Annotated in this window: 19 protein-coding genes; 7 read left to right on the top strand and 12 right to left on the bottom strand. The window is 63.9% G+C overall.

Annotated elements, in window-relative coordinates:
- Positions 1–50 precede the first annotated feature (50 nt).
- The 4 genes from IGS61_RS05040 (at position 51) to IGS61_RS05025 (ending at position 3284) form a co-directional block, all read left to right on the top strand.
- The gene (locus IGS61_RS05040; RefSeq protein ID WP_230538606.1) at positions 51–386 is read left to right on the top strand and encodes a DUF3579 domain-containing protein; all 336 of its coding nucleotides are present in this window, start codon (positions 51–53) and stop codon (positions 384–386) included.
- A gap of 81 nt (positions 387–467) precedes the next feature.
- Positions 468–917 (top strand): CBS domain-containing protein, encoded by a 450-nt coding sequence (locus tag IGS61_RS05035; protein WP_070221849.1) that lies wholly within the window; start codon positions 468–470, stop codon positions 915–917.
- A gap of 88 nt (positions 918–1005) precedes the next feature.
- Positions 1006–1824: an AraC family transcriptional regulator gene (locus IGS61_RS05030; protein ID WP_230538605.1), complete on the top strand. Its 819-nt coding sequence runs from the start codon at positions 1006–1008 to the stop codon at positions 1822–1824.
- On the top strand, positions 1821–3284 hold the full coding sequence (locus tag IGS61_RS05025; protein ID WP_230538604.1) for a carbon-nitrogen hydrolase family protein: 1464 nt from the start codon (positions 1821–1823) through the stop codon (positions 3282–3284). Before IGS61_RS05030 ends, IGS61_RS05025 begins: the two co-directional genes overlap by 4 nt.
- Before the next feature lie 192 nt (positions 3285–3476).
- On the opposite strand, the gene IGS61_RS05020 is transcribed toward IGS61_RS05025, so the two are convergent.
- Positions 3477–4217, bottom strand: a complete 741-nt coding sequence (locus tag IGS61_RS05020) for a GntR family transcriptional regulator (RefSeq protein WP_034759852.1) — start codon at positions 4215–4217, stop codon at positions 3477–3479.
- Between the two features lie 388 nt (positions 4218–4605).
- On the opposite strand from IGS61_RS05020, the gene IGS61_RS05015 reads away from it, so the two are divergent.
- The 3 genes from IGS61_RS05015 to IGS61_RS05005 all read left to right on the top strand — a co-directional run bounded on the left by IGS61_RS05015 (position 4606) and on the right by IGS61_RS05005 (position 9914).
- Positions 4606–7368, top strand: coding sequence for a TonB-dependent receptor (locus IGS61_RS05015; protein WP_230538603.1), 2763 nt, complete (start codon positions 4606–4608; stop codon positions 7366–7368).
- Positions 7369–7491: 123 nt separating this feature from the next.
- Positions 7492–8805 (top strand): glycoside hydrolase family 18 protein, encoded by a 1314-nt coding sequence (locus tag IGS61_RS05010; protein ID WP_230538602.1) that lies wholly within the window; start codon positions 7492–7494, stop codon positions 8803–8805.
- Positions 8802–9914: an acyltransferase family protein gene (locus IGS61_RS05005; protein WP_230538601.1), complete on the top strand. Its 1113-nt coding sequence runs from the start codon at positions 8802–8804 to the stop codon at positions 9912–9914. The genes IGS61_RS05010 and IGS61_RS05005 overlap by 4 nt, the downstream gene beginning before the upstream one ends.
- On the opposite strand, the gene IGS61_RS05000 is transcribed toward IGS61_RS05005, so the two are convergent.
- The 11 genes from IGS61_RS05000 to IGS61_RS04950 all read right to left on the bottom strand — a co-directional run bounded on the left by IGS61_RS05000 (position 9911) and on the right by IGS61_RS04950 (position 22135).
- Complete coding sequence (locus IGS61_RS05000; protein ID WP_230538600.1) at positions 9911–11110, bottom strand: DUF5009 domain-containing protein; 1200 nt, start codon at positions 11108–11110, stop codon at positions 9911–9913. The genes IGS61_RS05005 and IGS61_RS05000 overlap by 4 nt on opposite strands.
- Positions 11111–11191: 81 nt before the next feature.
- Positions 11192–12496 (bottom strand): tetratricopeptide repeat protein, encoded by a 1305-nt coding sequence (locus tag IGS61_RS04995; RefSeq protein WP_230538599.1) that lies wholly within the window; start codon positions 12494–12496, stop codon positions 11192–11194.
- A 160-nt stretch (positions 12497–12656) separates the two neighbouring features.
- Positions 12657–13790, bottom strand: a complete 1134-nt coding sequence (locus tag IGS61_RS04990) for an ABC transporter ATP-binding protein (RefSeq protein WP_230538598.1) — start codon at positions 13788–13790, stop codon at positions 12657–12659.
- A gap of 14 nt (positions 13791–13804) precedes the next feature.
- A complete protein-coding gene (locus IGS61_RS04985; RefSeq protein ID WP_230538597.1) occupies positions 13805–15151 on the bottom strand; it encodes an MFS transporter in 1347 nt (448 codons plus the stop codon).
- A 57-nt stretch (positions 15152–15208) separates the two neighbouring features.
- Entirely contained in the window at positions 15209–16207 is a 999-nt protein-coding gene (locus tag IGS61_RS04980) for a glycoside hydrolase family 3 N-terminal domain-containing protein (protein ID WP_230538596.1), read from the bottom strand.
- Entirely contained in the window at positions 16204–17040 is an 837-nt protein-coding gene (locus IGS61_RS04975) for a carbohydrate ABC transporter permease (protein WP_230538595.1), read from the bottom strand. Before IGS61_RS04975 ends, IGS61_RS04980 begins: the two co-directional genes overlap by 4 nt.
- A 13-nt stretch (positions 17041–17053) precedes the next feature.
- Positions 17054–17923: a carbohydrate ABC transporter permease gene (locus IGS61_RS04970; RefSeq protein WP_219310923.1), complete on the bottom strand. Its 870-nt coding sequence runs from the start codon at positions 17921–17923 to the stop codon at positions 17054–17056.
- A 7-nt stretch (positions 17924–17930) separates the two neighbouring features.
- On the bottom strand, positions 17931–19187 hold the full coding sequence (locus tag IGS61_RS04965; protein WP_230538594.1) for an ABC transporter substrate-binding protein: 1257 nt from the start codon (positions 19185–19187) through the stop codon (positions 17931–17933).
- Between the two features lie 101 nt (positions 19188–19288).
- Positions 19289–20302 carry an SIS domain-containing protein gene (locus IGS61_RS04960; RefSeq protein WP_070221837.1) on the bottom strand — a complete coding sequence of 338 codons (1014 nt, stop codon included), beginning with the start codon at positions 20300–20302 and terminating at the stop codon, positions 19289–19291.
- On the bottom strand, positions 20292–21404 hold the full coding sequence (gene nagA, locus IGS61_RS04955; RefSeq protein WP_230538593.1) for an N-acetylglucosamine-6-phosphate deacetylase: 1113 nt from the start codon (positions 21402–21404) through the stop codon (positions 20292–20294). Before nagA ends, IGS61_RS04960 begins: the two co-directional genes overlap by 11 nt.
- Positions 21401–22135, bottom strand: coding sequence for a GntR family transcriptional regulator (locus IGS61_RS04950; protein WP_099410621.1), 735 nt, complete (start codon positions 22133–22135; stop codon positions 21401–21403). Before IGS61_RS04950 ends, nagA begins: the two co-directional genes overlap by 4 nt.
- Positions 22136–22137: the final 2 nt, after the last annotated feature.

Raw genomic sequence — 22137 nt, 5'->3', positions numbered from 1 at the left:
CCCGGCTTACCCGCCGGGGCCATTCACGCAATCCAGTCCCGACAAGCCACATGGCCGAGTTATCTCAAAAAACAGGGGAACTCTCAGACGAGTTCTTCATCCTTGGTCTCACCAGCAATGGCAAGCAATTCCGACCCAGCGATTGGGCCGAGCGCCTTTGCGGAGTGATGTCCTGTTTCAATCCCGAAGGCGGCGGGCGCAACGCGCACCTCCAGTATTCGCCCTACGTGCGCCCGACTGTCGTCAACGGCGTCAAGTCGGTGGTGGTCAACACCAAGCTGCGCGAGATCGAGCCGATGGCGTTTCACTTCGTGCGCGAATTTGCCAAGGATAATGACCTGCAAATCGTCGAAGCCTGCTTCCTGCCGCCCCCCGAAGAAACGTAAGACCGTTTCAATTGATTTGCCGCAAACCCGCCACGGCGGGCTGGCGTAGCGTAGACACTCTGCCTCAAACGGAGTGGCGACATGCGTATCGGCGACATCTGCACCCTGCACACCATCCATTGCCAGCGTGACACCAGCGTGCAAGACGCGGCGCTGCTGATGCGCCAGCATCACGTGGGCGACCTGATCGTGGCCGAGCAGCCGAACGGCGAGCGCGTCCCCATCGGCATCCTCACCGACCGCGACATCGTCATTTCCGTCATCGCCCTGGGCCTCGACCCCGCCAGCCTGCTGGTGGGCGACATCATGAGCGCGCAACTGCTGACGGCCAGCGAAGACGAAGACGTCTACGACATCATCGAACGCATGCGCGTCAACGGCATCCGCCGCTTGCCCGTGGTCAATAGCCTCGGCGCGCTGTCCGGCGTCGTCAGCATCGACGACCTGCTGGCCTTCCTGGCCCAGGAAATGGCCGAGCTGGCCCGCATCAGCAGCGGCCAGCTGGTTCACGAAAAGCGCACGCGAAAATAGGAAGCGCTAGCCGGTTATTGCGCAATTCCGGTCAAGCCACGGCTTGCTGAAAATGCTACAGTCGCTGCTCGTTCAACGGGAAGCGTTCATGCACTATCTGGCCAAGGCACTCTGGTATATCGAATCGCATTACGCGGACGATCTCTCGCTCGGCGATATCGCCCACGTGGGCGGCGCTTCGCCGTGTCATTTGACGCGCGCGTTTGGCCTGGCCACGGGCCACTCCGTGATGCGCTATGTGCGGGCGCGCCGGCTCAGCGAGGCGGCCCGCGCGCTGGCCCAGGGCGCGCAAGACATCCTTGACGTCGCGCTGCAGGCCGGTTACAGCTCCCATGAAGCCTTTACGCGGGCTTTCCGCGAACAGTTCCACGTTACGCCGGAAAAGGTGCGGGCCCAGCGCCACGTCGCCAACCTCGCGCTGGTGGAAGCGATCAAGATGGATGTGGCGCCTGGCGTGCCTTTGGCGCCGCCCCGTTTCGAGCAGGGCCCCGCCATGCTGCTGGCGGGCCTCGTCGAACGTTATCGCGCGGAAACATCTGCCGGCATCCCCGCCTTGTGGCAGCGTTTCCTGCCCCATGTGGCGCCCGGCCAGCTCGTGTATGGCGTGTGCTGCAACAATGATGACGCGGGCAATTTCGATTACCTGTGCGCCATGCCGGTCAGCGACTTTTCCCGGGCGCCCGAGGGCTGGATGCGGCTGCGCATCGCCCCGCGGCGCTACGCCGTGTTTCACCACCGCGGCCACATTTCCACCATCCGCGCCACCTGGCATACCGTGTGGAACGAGTGGTTGCCGCAGTCCGGGCTGGAGGTGGCCGACGCGCCCGATTTTGAACGCTACGACCGGCAATTCGATCCCGCCAGCGGCATCGGCGGCGTGGAAATCTGGCTTCCCTTGAAAGCATGAGCATGCTCAATACCTTGTCTGCGCCGGCTGCCGGCGGCACCGCGCTGCGCCAGCGCCTGTTGCAAATCGCCGCCGCGCTGGCGGCGGGCCTGCCCTTGTACTGGGTGCTGGGACCGCAGCCGCTGGGCCCGCTGGCCTGGCTGGCGCCGCTGCCCGTGCTGTGGCTGGCCCTGCGTTCTTCGCGCCGCGATGCCGCCTGGATGACCTTCCTGGCCGCCTTGCTGGGCTTGTCATCGAACTTCAGCTATTTCCGCTTGCTGATGCCCTTGCCGGCCGTGCTGGCCGTGACCGTCGCCAAGGCCTTGCTGTGGCTGCTGGTGGTGCTGGCCACGCGGCGCCTCGTGCTGCGCTACCGCTCCGGCTGGACGGTGCTGGCGTATCCCTTGCTGTGGGTGGCCATCGATACCCTGATGGCTGCTTTCTTGCTCGATGGTAACTGGGGCAGCCTTGCGTATTCGCAAACCGATAACCTTGCCGTGCTGCAGGTGGCAGCCCTGGCGGGCGTGCCTGGCCTGCTGTTTTTGTTGTGCCTGCTGCCCTCGGCGCTGGCCTTGTTGCTGGCGGGCGGCCGCGCGTATGCGCCGGCGGCGGGTGCCGCCGTGTTGCTGCTGGCGGCAGCGTTCGCCGCTGGCGCCTGGCGCGTGCAAGGTGCGCCGGCGCCGGCGCCAGGCGGGCCGCTGGCGGGGTTGGCGGCCATCGACGACTTCATCGGCCCGGCCACGCCGCCGGCGCGCGCGCAAGCCATCTGGGACCAGTACGCGCGCCACGTGGTGCAGCTTGCCGGGCAGGGCGCCCGGCTGGTGCTGTTGCCGGAAAAGATCGCCGTGCTGGCGCCTGCGCAGGCGGATGCCGTGCGGCAGCGTTTCCAGGCGCTGGCGCGCGGCACAGGCGTGTGGATCGTTCTCGGCATCGGCGTGCAGGACGCCGCCGGCCGGCGCAACCTAGCCTGGCTGTTTGCTCCCGATGGCGCCGCGCCGGTCAGCTATCAAAAACATCATCTGGCGCCGCCCGAGCGCGAGTTTCTTGCTGGCAACGCGTATGCCGTGCAGCCCGTGGTGGGGCAGGCCATGGGCCTGGCCATTTGCAAGGACATGCATTTTGCGCCGCTGGGGCGGGCATACGGCGCGGCTGGCGCGCAAGCGATGCTGGTGCCGGCCTGGGATTTTCAGTTTGACGCCTGGATGGGGGCGCGCATGACGGTCGTGCGCGGCGTGGAAAACGGTTATGCCGTGCTGCGCGCGGCGCGGGAGGGCATGTTGACGGTCAGCGATGCGCATGGACGGGTGCTGGCGGAACGGACCAGCAGCGCCATGCCGGGCAGCACCTTGCTGGCGCCGTTGCCGGCGGCGCTGCCTGTGGCAACCTGGGCCGGTTGGCTGGGGCCGCTGTTCGGCTGGCTGTGCGTGGCGCTGGGCGTGATCCTGCTGTGCGCGGGGCGCCGCGCCGTGCCTTCTGCCTGATGGGAAATGACAGGTTTTGCTGCAATGCGCAAAACCGCATTATGTAGCCCTTTTTATATTCTCCGTACGCAGGCCACATAATCGCCGCCGATTAATTCACCATGGTGGTGCATATATCGGCGCGGCGCCGGCATATATATTGCACTGCAATAAGTGGTGTTATCTGGTATTCGTGAAATGGGGCGATTGGTATTAATTGGTACTTAATTCGGCCACGAAGTCATACATATCGCCGCGGAAGTAGGAGCGGCAAAATTCCACGGCGCGGCCATCGCGCAAAAAGCCCAGCCTTTCCACCGACAAGCCCGCGTCGCCTTCCTCCGCCTGCAGCAGGCTGGCCTGCTCGCCCGTCAGCAACAGCGCGCTCAGCCGCTGCAAGGCGCGCACGGGGCGGTTGCCCGCCTGTTCCAGCGCGTCGTACATCGATACGTCGACGGCGTCGAGCGCCGGCAGGCAGCTGGCGACGATGGTCGCGTATTCCAGGCACATCGGCACCTCGTCCGCATAGCGGATGCGGTGGAAGCGGTACACGGGAGCGCCCGGCGACAGCCGCAGGCGCAAGGCTTCTTCCGGCGTGACGGTACCCTCCGCGCGCTTGAGCCACACGCTGCGCGGCGTGCGTCCGCGCGCCCGCATGTCCTCCGAAAACGAGGTCAGCTTGGCGAAATTCTTCTCGATGCGCGTATTGATGAAATTGCCCGAGCCAGGGCGCCGCACCAGCAAGCCCTCGTTGACGAGGCCGTCGATGGCCTTGCGCACGGTGATGCGCGAGACGGCCAGGTCGCTGGCCAGCTGGCGCTCGGCCGGCAGGGCTTCGTCGGGGCCGAGGATGCGCTTGTCGATCGCTTCGCGCAGCGCGCGCTGCAGTTGCTGGTACAGGGGCAGGCTACTCGTCTGCCCCAGGCCTTGCATGATGTGAGCCAGGGTTGTCATACGCTGAGGGTCTCCGTTACGGCGCGTTGCAGACGCGCTCTGTATCTGTTTTGTGTCGCTGGATAATACCAAAAAAGGCCGTTATAAAACCAATTTCAATTATCAAGCCAGCAATTTATGCCTGGCTACGCTCGTATTTAGTCCGTCCACACGGGCTACGGATTGATTTAGATAAAGTGGTCTGTGTGATTCAAACAACGTTATAAAAAAAAAGTTGCAACTGGTAGTGTTCTGGTATTGGATAGTAGTATATTGGCGTTGAATTGGTTTTGTAAGTGGTTGTACCGAAGGGTCTGCAGCATGCCGGCGAGAGTGGGCGGGCTGGAAAGAAGATCTACGTTAAAAATGAAAAGGTTCCAATCCTGGAGCCTAAATCAAGGGGGAGTACATGAAACGCAATTTGACAGCTAGCTCTGCAGCACGCAATTTGACGCCTATCGCCGCTGCTGTGGCTATGTTGATGGCCGGCGCGAGTTTCTCGGCGCATGCGCAGGAAGCCGTGGCCAAAGAGGCCAAGCCGGCAGCGACGGCTGATGTTGACGAAGGCCAGACCGTCGTCGTGACCGGTATCCGCGCATCGCTGCAACAATCCTTGAATCAAAAACGCAATTCTGACAGCCTGGTCGAAGTGATCACGGCTGAAGACGTGGGCAAGATGCCTGACAAAAACATCGCTGACTCGCTGCAACGCCTGCCAGGCGTGAGCGTTGCCGCGGCTGGCGGCGGCGAAGGCAGCTTTGGCGAGAATGATCGCGTGGCCCTGCGTGGCACGCCGTTCGGCCTGACCCTGACCACCTTCAACGGCCACGCAGTCGGCAGCGGCGACTGGTTCGCCGACAACATCATCGGCGGTGGCCGCAGCGTCAGCTTCTCGCTGTTCCCATCGGAACTGATCGGCCGCGTGACGGTGCATAAAGGTTCGCAAGCCGATTTGCTGGAAGGCGGCGCCGAAGGCGTGGTTAACATCGAGACGCGCAAACCGCTGGACTTCAAAAAGTCGTTTACGGGCCAGGTTAACGCCGGTGCCGTGTATTCGTCGAATTCCGGTAAAACCGACCCTCAGTTGAGCGGCATGATCGCCTGGAAGAACGACACCAATACCCTGGGTGTGCTGGTACAGGGTTTCCATCAAAAACGCACCCTTACCCGTTACGGCCAAGAAAACCAGGTGTGGTACGACAAAGTTGAGCCTGGTACGCCTATCGCTGGCGCCATCCCGGGCGCGGCTGGTTCGATGGCCAACTTCCTGGGCGGCACCGCGTGGTTTGAGCAGAAGCGTACACGCGATGGCGGCTTGATCGACATTCAGTTGAAACCGTCGAACGATGTCATGCTGGACCTGACGCTGTTCCATTCGCAACTGGATGCACCGAACATCAACCATAACTTCATGCAATCGCTGGGTCGTGCATTCGGTACCTCGTGGGCATCGCCACCTGGCTTTCCTTCGGCAAATATCAATGGCGCGATTGCCGGCGGTGTCATCACCAATCTGAACACCACCGTGCCAGCCAATTGCCCGACCTGCGCCGGTACGTCCGGTTCGGTGCAGGAAGAGTTCAGCCGTCCCGTAGCAAAAAGCAAATCCGACTTCATCAACCTCGACGGTAAATTCCGCGTCAATGAGCGCCTGGTGCTGACCGGCAAACTCGGCACCACCAAAGGTGTCGGCGAAACCGTCAGTGGCGCGCTGGGTGTTTGGATGCCATTCCGCGGCGGCAGCTATCAGATGAACGGTTCGGAAAATCCGGTTACCTACACGATTCCTGGCGCGGACCAGTTTTCGATTCGCGGCACAGCTGACCCATATACCTATGGCTCGCACGTGAAAGCCGTCGACAAGGAAACTTATGGCCAGGTTGATGCTACGCTGAAACTGGATCTGCCATCGATTTCGTCCTTGCAGTTCGGTGCACGTGTCGCGGAACACAAGCGTACGCTGGAAGCCATCGGCATCAATTCGAACGTTGCCGGCAACACGGATGCTGGCGCGCTGGGCAATCCTGCCAACCTGCCATTCGGTGGCCTGACAGCGTTCCCGAGCGGCTTCAAAGATCTGGGCACGAATGGCGCCGGTTTCTGGACCTTCTCGCAAAATGCCGTGAATGGCTGGCTGTCCAAGTATGCCAATTACTCGGGTCACCTGCGTCAGAACGAATTCAACATCAAGGAGCCGACCCAATCGGCTTATGTGATGGCGAACTTTGGCGCCGAAGCACTCTCCGGTAACTTCGGCGTGCGCGTCGTGCATACCACTGAAGATGTGACCCGCTCCGAGATGGATGGTGCTGGCGTGTATACCGTGCGTAACTATAAGAATGGTTACACCGATATTCTGCCGAGTGCAAACTTCCGCCTGGACGTGTCGAAAAACGTCGTGGCGCGCTTCGGTGCAAGCCGCACGATGGCGCGTCCGGAACTGGGTCAAATGGCGGGCCTGGACTTGCGCGATCAGCAACTGTTCGGCGTGGTCGGCAATCCTAACCTGCGTCCTATCCGTTCCAACAATGCCGATATCGGCGTGGAATGGTACTTTGCGCCAAAATCGCTGTTGTCGGCGAATGCCTTCTTCTCGGCACTCGATGGCTACGTGACCTACGGCACGACCAAAGGTGTGTACTTTAACCAGCTGCAAAACAAGAATACCGAGTATGTCATCGGTACGCCGGTTAATACGACGGCTGAAGTCAAGGGTCTGGAACTGGCGTATGTTCAAGCGCTGCCGGGTGGTTTTGGTGTGAACACCAACTACACCTTCACGGATGGTAAGGAAACGGGTCACGCTGTCGGTTCGCCTTGCGCCAATGAAATTCGTCAGGATTGCACGTTGATCGGTACTTCGCGCAATGCTTACAATATCGGCGCCTTCTTTGAAAACGACAAGTTCAGCGCCCGCCTGACCTACAACTACCGCTCGGGCTTCTTGAACGGGACCAGCCGCAACAGCGCTGCCTATCAAGGTTCGATTGGTACCTTGTCGGCATCGATCGCTTACCAACTGACGGAAAACCTGGCCATCACGCTCGATGGCAAGGACCTGAACAATCCAATGGTGCGTTCGAAGATCCGTACGGCAGGCTATGCCGACATGCCAGGCGCGTTCTACAAGAACGGTCGTCAGATCTACCTGGCACTGCAGGGCAAGATGTAATACGTTTTTATTTAGTTAATGCCTCCCGGCGGACACCCGGGATGGCATGACAATGGCGGAGCGCAGCTGGCTCCGCCATTTTTTTATTGCAAGATGGCTTTTTTATATGTTGGGATACCTCCGATGACCTTACACGCAATGCTGGCTTGCTTCGCCTGCGCGCTGCCACTGGCCGCCTCCGCCGCTCCCGCCGCGCCGAACCTGGCGCCGGAAGTGGTGGCTTACTATCCCGGCTGGAAATCGGCCGATTTTCCCGTTAACGAGCACAATATTCGCGCCAGCAATGTCAGCCTGATCCAGTACGCGTTCGCCGACATTTGCTGGGATGGCGAACATGGCAACCCCGCGCCCGAGGGCGGCGGCGTGAGCGCCTGCCTCGATGCAGCCGGCCAGCCATCCCGGCCGGCCAATGGCAGCATCGTGCTGCCGGCGCCGCAAGCCGACGCCGACAACTTGCGCAAGCTCAATGCGCTCAAGCAAAGCAATCCGCAGCTGCGCGTCCTGCTGTCCGTGGGCGGCTGGATCTGGTCGAACCGTTTTTCGGACGTGGCCGCCACGCCGGCCGCGCGCCAGGCGTTTATCGCTTCCGCGCTGGAGCTGGTGCGCCGCCATGGCCTCGATGGCATCGATATCGACTGGGAACATCCGGCCACGGGGGGCATTCCCTGTATCGAAGGCCGCCTCTGCCACCGCAGCGACGACAAGGAAAACTATGTGCGCCTGGCCAGCGAATTGCGCAGCGCCTTCGACCAGGCTGGCAAGCAGGCGGCCGGCCGCCATTACCTGATCACCATCGCCGCCGGCGCGCACGCCAGCCTGACCGATGACAGCGACGCCGCGCCCGGCTGGATCGTCCGCCTGGCGGCGCAGCTGGACTGGATCAACCTGATGACGTACGACTACCGCGGCGTGTGGGATGCCGAGAACGGCCAGCTGGCGCCCCTGTACGCCGACCCCGCCGACCCGCAGCGCGACAAGCACCTGTATGCGGACGCCACCGTGACGCGTTTCCTGCGCGCCGGCGTGCCGGCGGCCAAGCTGGTGCTGGGCGTGCCCTTCTATGGCTATGGCTGGAAGCAGTGCGCCGCCGGCCCCCGTGGCGATGGCCTGTACCAGCCTTGCCAGGGCGCGGCCAGCGGCAATGACGCTACGCCGACATTTACTTACCGGCATCTGCTGGAGCAAGGGTATCTGGTCGACGGCCAGGGCGCGCGGGGCTTCCAGCGCCATTGGAATGCCGCGTCGCAAGTGCCGTATCTGTACAACCGCGACAGCGGCGTGTTCATCAGCTATGAAGATGCGCAGTCGGTGGCCCACAAAGTGCGCTATATCCGCGACAAGGGCTTGCGCGGTGGCATGTTCTGGGAATTGAGCGGCGATGCGCAACATGTGCTGGGCTCGGCCCTGGCGCCTGTCCTGAAGGGGGCGCAGCCATGAACCAGCGCTACCTCGCCCTCGACGTCCTGCGCGGCCTGACCGTCGCCCTGATGATCGTCGTCAATACGCCCGGCGACTGGGGCAGCGTGTATGCGCCGTTCCTGCATGCCGAATGGCATGGTTTTACTGTGACGGACCTGGTCTTTCCCAGCTTTTTGTTTGTCGTCGGCAATGCGCTGGCCTTTGCGCTGGGGAAATATGAGCACCTGGGCCATGGCGCCGTGCTGGCCAAGCTGTGCAAGCGCAGCGCGCTGATCTTTCTGCTGGGCTTTTTGCTGTACTGGTTTCCTTTCTTCAAGATCGACGACGCGGGCCAGTTCGCCTGGTCGCCGCTGTCGCACACGCGCATTCCCGGCGTGCTGCAGCGCATCGCCGTGTGCTACCTGGCCGCCGCCCTGATCCTCCATTACTGGAAGACGCGCGGTGCGCTCGTCTTCAGCGCCTGCGCCTTGCTCGGCTACTGGGCCATCCTGGCGACCTGGGGCGACTACAGCCTGCACGGCAACGCGCCGGCCAAGCTGGACCTGATCTTGCTGGGCGACAGCCATTTGTACCACGGCGAAGGCATCGCCTTCGACCCGGAGGGAGTGCTGGGCACCTTGCCAGCCATCGTCAATGTGATTGCCGGCTATCTGGCGGGCAGTTTCCTGCGCCAGACGGCGCCGGCACGGCTGCGCGCCAGCTTGGTTCAGCTGGCCGTGGCCGGTGCCATTTGCGTGGCGGTGGCCTTGTGCTGGAATGAAGTGTTTCCGATTAACAAGAAGCTGTGGACCAGCTCTTACGTGATGCTGGGCATCGGCCTGGACTTGCTGCTGCTGGCACTGTTGATGTTCATCATTGACGTGCGTCAAATGACGGGCTGGACCTACTTCTTTGAAGTCTTCGGCAAGAACACCCTGTTCATCTACCTGGTGTCGGAAGTGCTGGTGATCATCGCGTTCACCGTGCGCATCGGCAGCGGCAACCTGTACCAGTGGCTGTACCAGCACGGCTTTACGGGCTGGGCGCCGGTGCGCATGGGCTCGCTGCTGTTTGCCGTCAGCTTCATGCTGCTGTGCTGGCTGATCGCCTACGCCATGGACAAGCGCAAGATCTATATCAAGGTCTAGAACTTCAGTTTTAATCCGTAGCGCGTGGCCAGCGCGGTGAAGGCCAGCATCAGGGCGGTGACGGCGGCGGCATTCCACAGGCCCGCCGCGCCGCCCGTTTCCAGCCAGGGCCACCAGAAGCGCGGCAGGTGCAGCACGGCCGCCAGTTGCTGCCACAGGTCGGGCACGATGTAGGCGAACAGGGCATTGGTGCCGGCAGGCAACAATACCACCGCCCAGGCGCGCCAGCGCCACACGTCGATGACGACATAAAACACGAGGAACAGGGCCAGGATGAGGGCGCTGCACACGAGCGTGTACGATTCCGTCGCCGCGATCTTGTTGATGTGGTGATACGGCCGCAGCAGCAGGCCGGCCGCCAGCAAGCCCAGCGCGAACCACGCCATGAAACGGATGCGCTGCCCATGGCTCAGGGCGGCACCGCGCAGGAACAGCTGGCCCACCAGGGTGCCGGCCAGCACATTGGCCGCCGTCGAACCGAGCACTTGCGGTACGTTGACGATGGCGTTCACGCCAGCCGGCAAGAAATCCAGGCTGCCCGCCGTGCCCCCCATGTACAGCACGATCAGCAGGGAAAATACGCCCATCAGCGCCGTGCCGCTACCCTGGCATGCCAGGTACAGCAGGCTGCACAGCAGATACGCCCAGCCTATCATGCCGAGGATGCCCCACCACGACGGCTGCAGCCAGGTGCTGGAAAACTCGCTGTTCAATTTCCCTCGAAAAGTTGCCAATAGGAACAGCATCAGCGCGCCGCCCGCGGCCAGCTCCAGCTTGCCCGCGCCCTGGCGCCACAGCAGTATCATGGCCATATAAAACAGCAGGAAGTAGACGGCGTGCGGCAGCAGCGCCGCCTGCGCATCGTAGCGGTAGGCGTTCGCCAGCACCACGCCGGCCAGCATCAGGCTGGCGGAGCGCCACAGCAGGCGTCCCAGCAAGGCCGGCGTGACGTGGCCGCAATGGCGCTGCAAGGCGAGCGGAATGGCCATGCCGACCATGAACAGAAAGCCGGGAAAGACCAGGTCGGGCACGGTGATGCCGTCGGCGCGCGGTCCCGCATGTTCGAGCCAGAAGGCAATGCCGGGCATGCCGGCCAGGTAGTTGACCCAGATCATGGTGACGATGACGAAGCCGCGGAAGGCGTCCAGGCTGATCAATCGTTCAGGTGCGGGTGCGGGGGCGGTGGCTGGCGGCATGGCAGGATGAAAAAAGGTCGAAAAAAAAGCAGCCCCGGCCTGAGCCGGGAACTGCCTTGCGCATGTGGCAGGGAGCAGGAATTACTGGGCCGCTGCTGCCGGCGCCACCGCTGCCGTGGCAGGACGGTTCAGCCACAGGATCCAGTAGCGTGCCAGGTCGCCCACGCCATCGCCGCCCTTGACCGTTTCCAGGACCTTGATGGCTTCATCTTTCTTGCCGGCCATGGCGTAGGAATAGCCGAGGCGCAGCTTGGCGTCTTCAGCACGCTTCAGGCCGCCCTTGGCGATGCCTTTCTGGATCAGGTCGATACCTTTGTCGAACTGGTCCATCGTCACGAAGGCGTAGCCGAGGTTGATCAAGCCCGTGCCATCCTTGCTCCTCATGGCCGACGCTTCGCCGCTGGCGATGTTTTTCGCATCGTCGGCGGCAGCCTTGGTGGCCTGGTCGCGCAGTTTCTTGTGCTTGGCGGCATTCGCGCCCGTGCCCAGCACGCCTTTGGCAAAGCCGGCGTCGAGGACTTTTTTCGCTTCCGTCGGGAAGGCGTTCTGCAAGGCGATTTCAGCCATGTCGCTGTAATCCTGTGGCGGCATGGTGTCGACGGCCTTGAATTGCAGGCGCAGCACGTCCAGCGCGAAGCGGTCCGAATAGCCGGCCTTGCCCTGCAGACGGCCCAGCAGGTCGCTCCAGTAGTCGTCCGACGGGTAGTAGCGCACCAGGTTTTCCATGGCGACCAGGTAAGTGGCTGGATCCTTGCTCTTCGAGCCCGTATTGGCCAGCAATTGCAGTTCTTCGATGCTCGGCGTCTTGCCCGCTTGCTGCTTGGCCGTCACGTCGGCCATCAGTTCCTGTTTGGCGCGCGCGAAATCATTGCTGAAGTAATAGGCGCGGATGATGTAGGGACGTACGGCCGCCACGTCGCCCGTTGCTGTCTGGTAACGGGTGAACCATTTGATGGCGTTCGGGTAATCCTTGGCGTTGTAGTGGTAGTTCGCCAGTGCCTGGATGAAGTCGCCTTCCGATTTCTTGTCCAGCTTGCCAGATTCGATCACCGCTTCCAGCGCCGTCATGGCCATGGCCGCATTGTTGGTGGTCGAGGCTAGCGCCACGCGCAGGCGGTTCAGCACGAACAATTCGTAGGGCGTCAGGGCCGGAATGGCGGCAGCCTGGTCGATGCGGCTTTGCACGTCGGCGTAGTTTTTGGCATCCATCGACGCCTTCACGGCGGCTGGATCGAGCAGTTTGAACACTTCAGGGCGCACCGTGTCGGCTGGAGCGGCAGCGGCGGCAGCCGGCTTGGCATCCTGCGCGTGCGACAGGGTGGGCAGGCAGTTCAGGCCGATGGCGGCCAGGAGCAGGCTAAGACGGGCAAGACGGAATTGGGACATGGGTTATCCTTCAATCAATAACAAAAATACGCACCTGCAGTGGCAGCCGCAACATCGTGCAGTGGCATTGCCAGAGGGGCAAGGAAGCTCGAAAAAACACATTTCTGCCGTTCTGCCTGCGTAAGTCAAACAGAAGCGGCATGATACAAAGCGGCTATTGTCACATAAACGGCTGAGCGGGTGCGGCAAACGTGCGCGCCAGGGCTTGCCCTTTTGCATCGAACAGCAGGCAGCGCTGCGGCGGCAGATGCAGGCGCATGGCGTCGCCCGCCTGGCGCAAGCCTTCCTCGGCCGGCAGCTTGACGGCCAGCATCTCGCTCACGCCCGGCATGCTGGCGTAAACGATGGCCACGTCGCCCAGGTATTCGACGTGGCTGACGGCCGCGTCGACGAGGTTGTCGCCTGCATCGTCCCCGTGCTGCAGGCTGACATGCTCGGCCCGCACTCCCAGGGTCAGCCGGTCGCCCGGCGCCACGCTCCCGCCCTGCGCTTCGACGTCGATCGCGGCGCCGCCGGGCAGGCGCACGGCCACGGAGCCGGGGCTGGCCGCGACGGCCTCGCAAGCGATGAAGTTCATCTTCGGCGCGCCGAGGAAGCCGGCGACGAACAGGTTGCCGGGATGGTTATACAACTCGTGCGGACTGCCCACCTGCTCGATGCGCCCGCCGTTGAACACGACGATGCGCTCGCCCAGGGTCATGGCCTCGACCTGGTCGTGCGTGACGTAGATCATGGTGGTCTTGAGTTCCTGGTGCAGGCGCGAGATTTCCACGCGCATCTGCACGCGCAGCGAGGCGTCGAGGTTCGACAGCGGTTCGTCGAACAGGAATACCTTGGGTTTGCGCACGATGGCGCGGCCGATGGCCACGCGCTGGCGCTGGCCGCCCGACAGGTCCTTCGGTTTGCGCTTGAGCAAAGGCGTGATCTGCAGGATCTCGGCCGCGCGCTCGACGGCGGCGCGCACCTCGGCCTTTTTATGCCCGGCCAGGGAGAGGGCGAAGGCCATGTTCTCGAACACCGTCATGTGCGGATACAGGGCGTAGCTCTGGAAGACCATGGCCAGGCCCCGCTCGGCCGGGGCGATATCGTTGGCCAGCTTGCCGCCGATATGCAGCTCGCCGTCCGTGATGTCTTCCAGGCCGGCGATCATGCGCAGCAGGGTTGATTTGCCGCAACCTGAAGGCCCCACGAAGACGACGAATTCGCCGTCGCGGATATCGAGGTCGATGCCGTGGATGACCGGGTGCTTGTCATCGTACAGCTTGACGATATTCTTTAAAGCAATGTGTGCCATGGAGTGGTTCTATCTTAGCTGGCGCTGGCTGGCGCCTGGGGGGAATCGGCCTTGCTCAGGTCGGGCTTGCCGGCGGCGTCCTTGGGGCCGATGCGCATGAAGCGCGACAGGATCAGGACGGGCAGGGCCGACACCAGCACCCACAGGAAAAAGGTCTTGTAGCCGAGCGCCGTCTGGATGTCGCCGCTGATCATCTTGAACAGCACGAAGCCCAGCTGCATCACGCCGGTGGCAAACGCATAGTGGGCCGTCTGGTACTTGCCGACGGAGACCACCTGCATCATGAACAGGATCAGGCCGACGAAGCCGAAGCCATAGCCGAACATCTCCACGCTGAGCGCGGCCGTGATCAGGGTCAGATCGGTGGGCATGCTGTGGCTCAGGTAGTAGAACACCAGGTTCGGCAAGTTCATGGCCAGGATCAGGAACAGCATGGCGCGCTTCAGGCCCAGCCAGGACGTGAAATAGCCGCCGCCGATGCTGCCCAGCAGGAAGGCGACCGTGCCGGCCGTGCCGTACACGGCGCCCACTTCCGTCGTCGACAGGCCCAGGCCGCCCAGTTCGCGCGCTTCGCGCAGGAACAGCGGGCCGATGGTCTGCACTTGCGCCTCGCCCGCGCGGAACAGGATGATGAAGGCGATCATGCCCCAGATGCCCGGTTTTTTCAGGAAGTCCACCAGCACGTCCCACAGGGTGCGGCTGATGCCTGCCACGCTCTTGTCGGCCACGGCTGCGTTGCGCACCTGCGGCAGCGCCCACAGGTGGTACGCGGCCAGCGACACCATCATGGCGCCGATGATCAGGAAAATCACCGACCAGGCGGGCTTGACGCCGATGTTTTTTTCCAGGTAGCCGGCCAGGATCACCAGGCCGCCCAGCGAGATGAATTTGCCCGCATTGAAGAAGGCGCCCTGCCAGCCCGCGTAGGCCGCCTGCTGCTTGTCGGACAGGCTGGCGATGTACAGGCCGTCGCAGACGATGTCGTGCGTGGACGAGGCCAGCGCGGCGACGAACAGCACGGCGATGCAGGCGGCGAACCACAGCGGCGTTTGCAGCGCCAGCGCGATCAGGCCCAGGCTCAGGCCACCGGCGAACTGGAACAGCACCACCATGGTCTTCTTGCTCGACGCCAGCTCCAGGAAGGGGCTCCACAGCGACTTGAAGACCCAGGCGAAGCCGATCAGGCCCGTCCAGCGGGCGATCTGGTCGTTCGGCACCCCCATGCTCTTGAACATCAGGCCGGCCACCAGGGCGACCGCGTAAAACGGCAAGCCCTGGGCGAAGTACAAGGTGGGCACCCACGAAATCGGGCTGCGGACGCCGCCCTTGCTACTGTTGCTGCTGCTGGTCTTGTCATTCATGGATGCTTCCTCGGGTCGTCTTGAAAGTGCGGTTTGATTCGGTGGCAAGGGCGGCGCTCACTGGCAGCGCCGCCTGGCCTCGGCCATGATGATGCGGTCGGCCGCCTCCTGCGCGTACACGCCGGCGCCGGCCGGGTAGCGTGCGGCCATCGCGGCCAGGCGCTGCAGCCGCGTGCCCACCGCCTGCAGCGGCAGGGCGCCAGAGGCCAGCGCGGCGCCGACGGCGTCCAGCGCGGCCGGCAGCTGCGCGGCATCGGCCAGCAGCGCCATGTCGGCGCCGGCGGCCAGGGCGCGCGCGCCGACATGCCCGCCCTGCGCATCGATGCCCGGCGCGAGCAGCACGCCGTGCATCACCGCGTGCGACAGGCTGGCGGGCTGGTTTTCATCGAGGGCCGGATAGGCCACGTGCGCGCTCATCATCGAGGCCGTCTGCGCGGCGGCCCGGCGAAACGGCACGAAATCGTGTTCTTCCAGCTGCGAGCGGGTCTTGTCGACGCTGGGGAGAGGGCTGCCGGCGCCGTGCTGCGGCAGGTACAGCCTGGCGCAGCACGCCACGCCCTCGGCCTGGCAGCCCGCCGTCCATGCGTGCGCCATGGCGGCCGCTTGTGCCGGATCGCCGCCAAACGCCTGCGCCGCGCCCGGCGCCTGTCCGGCAGCCGTATCGAGATTGATCAGGGGCGCCAGCAGCCAGTTGATGCCCAGTGCGCGCAAGCCGCGCGCCGTCGCCGCGCCCGTGCCGTTGGCCAGTTCCGCGTCGCCAAGGGCGCACAGGTCCATGGCGTCCGGTGGCTGCGGCAGCCAGGCCGGATAAGCGGGAGGCATGCCGGCCGGGTCGATGGCGATCAGCGCCTGCGGACCCAGGGCGCGGCGCAAGTCCGTGCTCAGGCGCGTCAGCTGCGCCGCATCGCGCAGATTGGCCGCGCGCAGGCACACGGCGCGGATGCCGTTCTGCCGCAGCCACTGCGCCGTGGCCGCATCGAGCCCGGTGCCGGCGATGCCCGTCATCAGCAGCTGGCCAGCCAGCAGGCGCAGGTCGGTGGCGATGGCGGCGCTCATTTGACGGCGCCGTCCATGCCGCGCATGAAGAAGCGCTGGGTGAACAAAAACGCCAGCAGGGTCGGCACGATGGTGATCAATGTGCCGGCGGCGATCACGCGCGTGCTGCTGCCGAAGGTGCCGCGCAAATACAGCACGCCGACAGAAAGCGGGAATTCATCGGGCTTGCTCATGACGATGGACGGCCAGATGTACTCGTTCCACGATTCGACGGCCGTCAGGATGCCGACGGTGGCCAGCCACGGCGTAATCAGCGGCAGCATGATGCGGCTGAAGATCACCCACTCGGAGGCGCCATCGACCCTGGCCGCGTCGATCAGGTCTTGCGGCACTTCCTCGAACGCCTGCTTGAGCAGCAAGATGGCCACGGCCGTCACCACGTTGGGCAGGATCACGCCCGTGTAGGTGTCGACCAGGCTCATTTGCGTGATGGTGATGAAGTTGACGAGGAAGTTCACCTCCGACGGCAGCACCAAGGTGGCGAGGATCAGGCCGAACACAAGTTTGCGGCCGCGGAATTTCAGGCGCGCCAGCGGATACGCGGCCAGTGAGCACAGCAGCAGTTTCCAGAACACGGTGAACACGGCGATCAGCACGGAGTTCTTGAAGAACGACCAGATGGGAATCGCGTTGAACACTTCGATGAAGTTCTCGAAGGACGGTGCCTTCGGCCAGAAGGTGGGCGGGAAGGCGAAGATATTGCCTTCCGTGGAAATGGCCGTCACCAGCGTCCACCAGAACGGGAAGACGCAGACGACGGCGATCGCGCACAGCACGGCATAGTGGCCCAGTATGTGCAGGCGCGTTTTCAGGGGGCGGGAACGGATTTTCATGGTCATTCCCCGGTCAGCGGTGCTTGGGTTTGAGGTAGCGCAGGCACAGCAGGGCGATACCGATGCAGAATAGGGACACGACGAAGCTGGCGGCCAGCGCGCGCGGCAGCTTCAAGTGTTTGAGGCCCTGGTCATACGCGTAATACAGCGCCGTGAAGGTGGAATTCATCGGGCCGCCCTGGGTCAGCACGTCGACTTCCTGGTAAGCCTTCAGGGCCGCCAGCACGGACAGGATGGAGCACAGCATGATGGTCGGGCGCAGCATGGGCACGGTGATCTTCCAGAAGCGCTGCCAGCGGTTGGCGCCGTCGAGCATGGCCGCTTCCTGCATGTCCGACGGAATCGATTGCAGCGCCGCCAGGTACATCACCATGTACCAGCCCAGGCCGCGCCACAGGGTGACGAACATGACGGCGAACAGGGCCAGGCTGTCGTTCGACAGCCAGCCCACGGGCGCGTTCACCAGCTTCAAGGTCATCATCACGTAGTTCAGGGCGCCCTGTTCGTGAAACATGAAGCCCCACATGATGCCGACGACGGACACGGTGGTCACCACGGGCACGTAGAAGGCGGCGCGGAACAAACGGATGCCGGGCAGGCGGTTGTTCACCAGCACGGCCAGGGTGATGGCGCCCACCTGCACGAAGGGCACCATCAGCAAAAACATCAGCGAATTCTTCAGGCCCGAGACGAACATCTCGTTGTTGAAGATGTAGCGGAAGTTGTCGAGGCCGACGAAGCGCGTCTCGCGTATCAGGCTGTAATCGGTAAACGCCAGCACGGAGCCGTAGCCGACGGGCCAGAAGGAAAAGGCGGCCAGCAGCAGCAGGGCCGGGGCGAGGAACAGCCAGGCTTGCACGGTGTGGCGGTGGGCGAGTTTCATGGTGTCCTTAGTGGCGCGGCAGGGTGGCCAGCTTGCGGTTCCAGATGGCGACGGCCTGGTCCAGCGCCTGCTGCACATCCTGCTTGCCCGTCACGCCCGCCTCGACGGCTTTCACCAGCGAGCGGCGCAGCTCGTCGTAGTCGTCGATGCCGGCCACGTACAGGGTGCGCGAGTGGCCCATCGACAGCGCGCCGGCGGCCACCGCCTTTTCGGCCGCGCCCGCGTTCTTCGGCGTGGCGAGGAAAAACGGGTCGGCCGCCGCCTTGACGGTGGTGGGAAAGACGCTGGCCTGTTTGGCGAAGGCCAGCTGGTTGTCATCGTTCGTCAGGAAGCGCGCAAACTTGCCCACCGAGGGCAGCAGGCTTGCCGGCACGCCTTTCGGAATGGCGAAGTGCACGAGCCAGCCGCCGTCGGCGATGCCGGTGGGGCCCAGCGGCGCGGGCGCCACGTCGGTGATGGCGTAAATATCTTTCGCGTCGCCACGGATGCGCTGCATGGCCGTCGGCGGCGCCAGCAGCATGCCCAGGCGGCCGCCCTTGTAGGCGTCGATCACGGCCGGGAAATTGTCTTCGGCGAACAGGCTTTCTTTCAGCAGGCCGCCGACCTTGTAGGTGTCGGCCAGCTTTTGCACCAGCGCCACGTGCCGCGGCGAATTGAAGACGGCGCGGTTGTCGGTGATGACGGCCAGGCCCTGCTGCATGAACAGGCCGTCGATTTTCGACAGGGCGGGAGCGATGCCGGCCTTGCCCGTGCGCTGCGCGATCTGGCGCGCAAACGCCAGCTGTTCATCGAGGCTGGCGGGGCCGCGCGTGAGTCCCGCCTGCTTGAAAATGGCGGTATTGAAGGCGATCACCGCGACATTGCTGTACATGGGGAAGCCGTAGGTGCCGCCCTTGAAGCGCAGGTCGTCCAGGGCGCTGGGAATGTAGCTGGCGCGCGCAGGCGCGATCAGGCCATCGACTTGTGTGAGCAAGCCGTCGCGCGCAAATTCGTCGGCCCAGGGCACGTTCAGGCTGACCAGCGCGGGCGGCGTGCCGGCCACGATGCGCGTGACCAGCTTGGTCTGGATGATGTCCCACGGGAAGTCGATCCATTCGATTTTGACGCCGGGATTTTGCGCCTCATAGCGCGCCATCACCGCATTGAAATACGGCGTGAACTTGGGCTTCATGCTGAAGGTCCAGAATTCGATTTTCTCGGCAGCCCATGCCTGCGGCGCGAGCAGGCTCGCGCAGGCAAACACTGCCAACAGTCTCTTGATCATTATTATTATCCTGGCGACTGACCCCGCAAGTGCCGGGGTCGGACCCTCAGGGTCCGACCCCCGTCTCTGCCTTTGGGGGGGCGTAAGTTACTACTTGTTGCTTAGTTTGTTTTTGTTACCTTGCTCAAGTGGCGCGGCGCATCCGGGTCCATGCCGCGCGCGGCCGACAGTTTTGCCGCCATCACGTAGAACGACTGGATGGCGACGATCGGATCGAGATCGGGCGTGGCCGCCACGGGCAGGGTCAGGTCGCGCTCGGCCACGTCGGCGGGCGCCGCCAGCAAGACCTTGGCGCCACGGCCGCGCATCTCTGTTGCCAGCTGCAGCAGGCCGGCCTGGGTCGGGCCACGGGTTGCAAAAATCAGCAGCGGGTAGCCGTCTTCGATCAGGGCCATGGGGCCGTGCTTGATTTCGGCGCCGCTGAACGCTTCCGCCTGGAGGGCCGAGGTTTCCTTGAATTTCAGGGCCGATTCCAGCGCCACGGGGAAGCTGATGCCGCGTCCGACGACCATGATGTTGCGGGCCGGGGCCAGCACGTCGATGGCGGGCGACCAGTCGACGCGGGTCGCTTCGAGCAGCGCTTCGGGCAGCGCTTCCAGGCCCCCCAGCAGTTCGGGATCGTTCTGCCACTGGGCCACCATGCGGGCGCCGGCGACCAGGCTGGTGATGAAGCTTTTCGTCGCGGCGACGCTTTGTTCCTTGCCGGCGCGCAGGGGCATGGCCCATTCGGCGGCGTGCGCCAGCGGCGAATCGATGTCGTTGACGAGGGCCACGGTGGTGGCGCCGCCGTCGCGGAAGTAGCGGATCGGTTCGACCACGTCCGGGCTCTGGCCCGATTGCGAGATCGAGATGGCCAGGGTATCACGCGTCACCAGCGGCGACTTGTTCAGGGTCACCAGCGACATCGGCAGGGACGCGACGACGCGGCCAAGGCGCGCCATGATCAGGTAGGCGACGTAGTTGCAGGCGTGGTCGGAGCTGCCGCGCGCGATGGTCAGCGCGGTCGAGAACGAGGTGCTCCTCAATTTGCGGCCCAGTTCCGCGTAGCGTTCGGTGTCGCTGGCCAGTTGCAGGGCGACGCATTCGGCGGCGGAAACGGCTTCTTTAAGCATCATTGAGGTCACAGATTTCTCCTTCTATATACACTGCTTTGAGTTTGAGATCGCGATCGAGTACTACCAGATCGGCGTAAGTGCCGGGGGCCAGCCGGCCGCGTTCTTCCAGGCCCAGGTAATCGGCGGCGTTGGTCGACACGCGCTTGGACGCGTCGGCCAGGTCCAGTCCCAGTCCCACCAGGTTGCGCAGCGCCTGGTCCAGGGTCAGGGTGCTGCCCGCCAGCGTGCCGTCGGGCAGGCGCACGCCGCCCATGCATTTCTGCACGGCGTGGCGGCCCAGCATGTATTCGCCGTCCGGCATGCCGGTGGCGGCGGTCGAATCGGTGACGCAGTACAGGCGCGGGATGGCGCGCAGGGCCACCTTGATGGCGCCCGGATGCACGTGCAGCAGGTCGGGGATCAGTTCCGCGTATTCGGCGTGCGCGAGGGCGGCGCCGACCATGCCCGGCTCGCGGTGATGCAGGCCGCTCATGGCGTTGAACAGGTGCGTGAAGCCCACCGCGCCGTGCTCCAGCGCGGCCACGCCGTCTTCATAGGAGCCCAGCGTGTGGCCGATCTGCACGCGCACGCCGGCGTCGGCCAGGGCCCGCACCAAATCCAGGTGGCCGGCGATTTCCGGCGCCACGGTAATGACGCGCAGCCTGGCCAGCGTTTGCAGGCGTTCGATTTCGGCCAGCGTGGCGGCGCGCGCGTAGTTCGGCTGCGCCCCGAGCTTGCCGGAATTGATGTACGGGCCTTCCAGGTGGGCGCCCAGCACGCGCGCCGTGTTCGGGCGGCGGTTGTTGGCGGCGATGCCGATGGCCGTCAAGGCCATGTCGATGTCTTCCGGCGGCGCTGTCATGGTGGTGGCCAGCAGGCTGGTGGTGCCGTGGCGCGCGTGGATGGCCGCGATGGTGTAGACGGCTTCGCCGCCTTCCATGATGTCCTTGCCGGCGCCGCCATGCACGTGCAGGTCGATAAAACCGGGCAAGATATAGTCGTCGCTGTTGTTCGACGGGTGGAGGGAATCGCCCTCGATGCTGTCGACGCGCTCGCCGAAGGCGATGGCGCCGTGGATCCAGCCGCCGGGGGTAAGGATATTGCCTTTGATAGTGCTGCTCATCTGCGCGACTCCGCTACGAATTCATAATAATCACTGCGGCAATACGAGTGGGTCAGTTCCACCGCTGCGCCGTTGTCGAGATAACTGACACGGGTGATGTGCAGCATGGCTTCACCCGTCTTGATATTGGCCAGCTTGGCCTGTTCCGCCGTGGCGTTGACGGCGCGGATATGCTGCAGCGCGCGCATCGGGATGGTGCCGCGCGACTCCAGGTAGCCGTACAGCGAATCGGTGACTTGCTGCGGGTCCGGCATGTACAGGGCGGGGATGGTGGTCGTCTCGATCGCCATCACCACTTCGTCGGCCGTGCGCAGGCGGCGCAAACGCGCCACCGGCATGTGCGGCGACAGTCCCAGCGACAGCAGTTCCAGCGGCGCGGCCGAGCCGATGTCGCGCTGCAGCCAGCGCGAGCCGGCGGTAAACCCCCGCTGGCGCAATTCTTCGGAAAAGCTCGTCAGGCGCGACAGCGGCTGTTCCAGCTTGGGCGTGATGTAGGTGCCCGAGCCGCGCTTGCGCGTCAGCATGCCCCGGTCGCACAGCATGTCGATGGCCTTGCGCGCCGTCACGCGCGAAATCTCGAGGATTTCCGACAGCACGCGCTCCGAGGGCAAGGCCTGGTTGGCGCGCCAGTCGCCGCTGGCGATGCCGTCCGACAGCATGTTCGCCAGCTGCATGTAGAGCGGCGTGTCGCTGGCGGGATTGGGTTTGAAGGCGGACAGTTTGGCCAGCATGG

The sequence above is a fragment of the Janthinobacterium sp. FW305-129 genome (genome assembly GCF_020858115.1).
Classification (GTDB): domain Bacteria; phylum Pseudomonadota; class Gammaproteobacteria; order Burkholderiales; family Burkholderiaceae_D; genus Janthinobacterium.
This window is presented reverse-complemented; position numbering and strand designations above follow the sequence as displayed.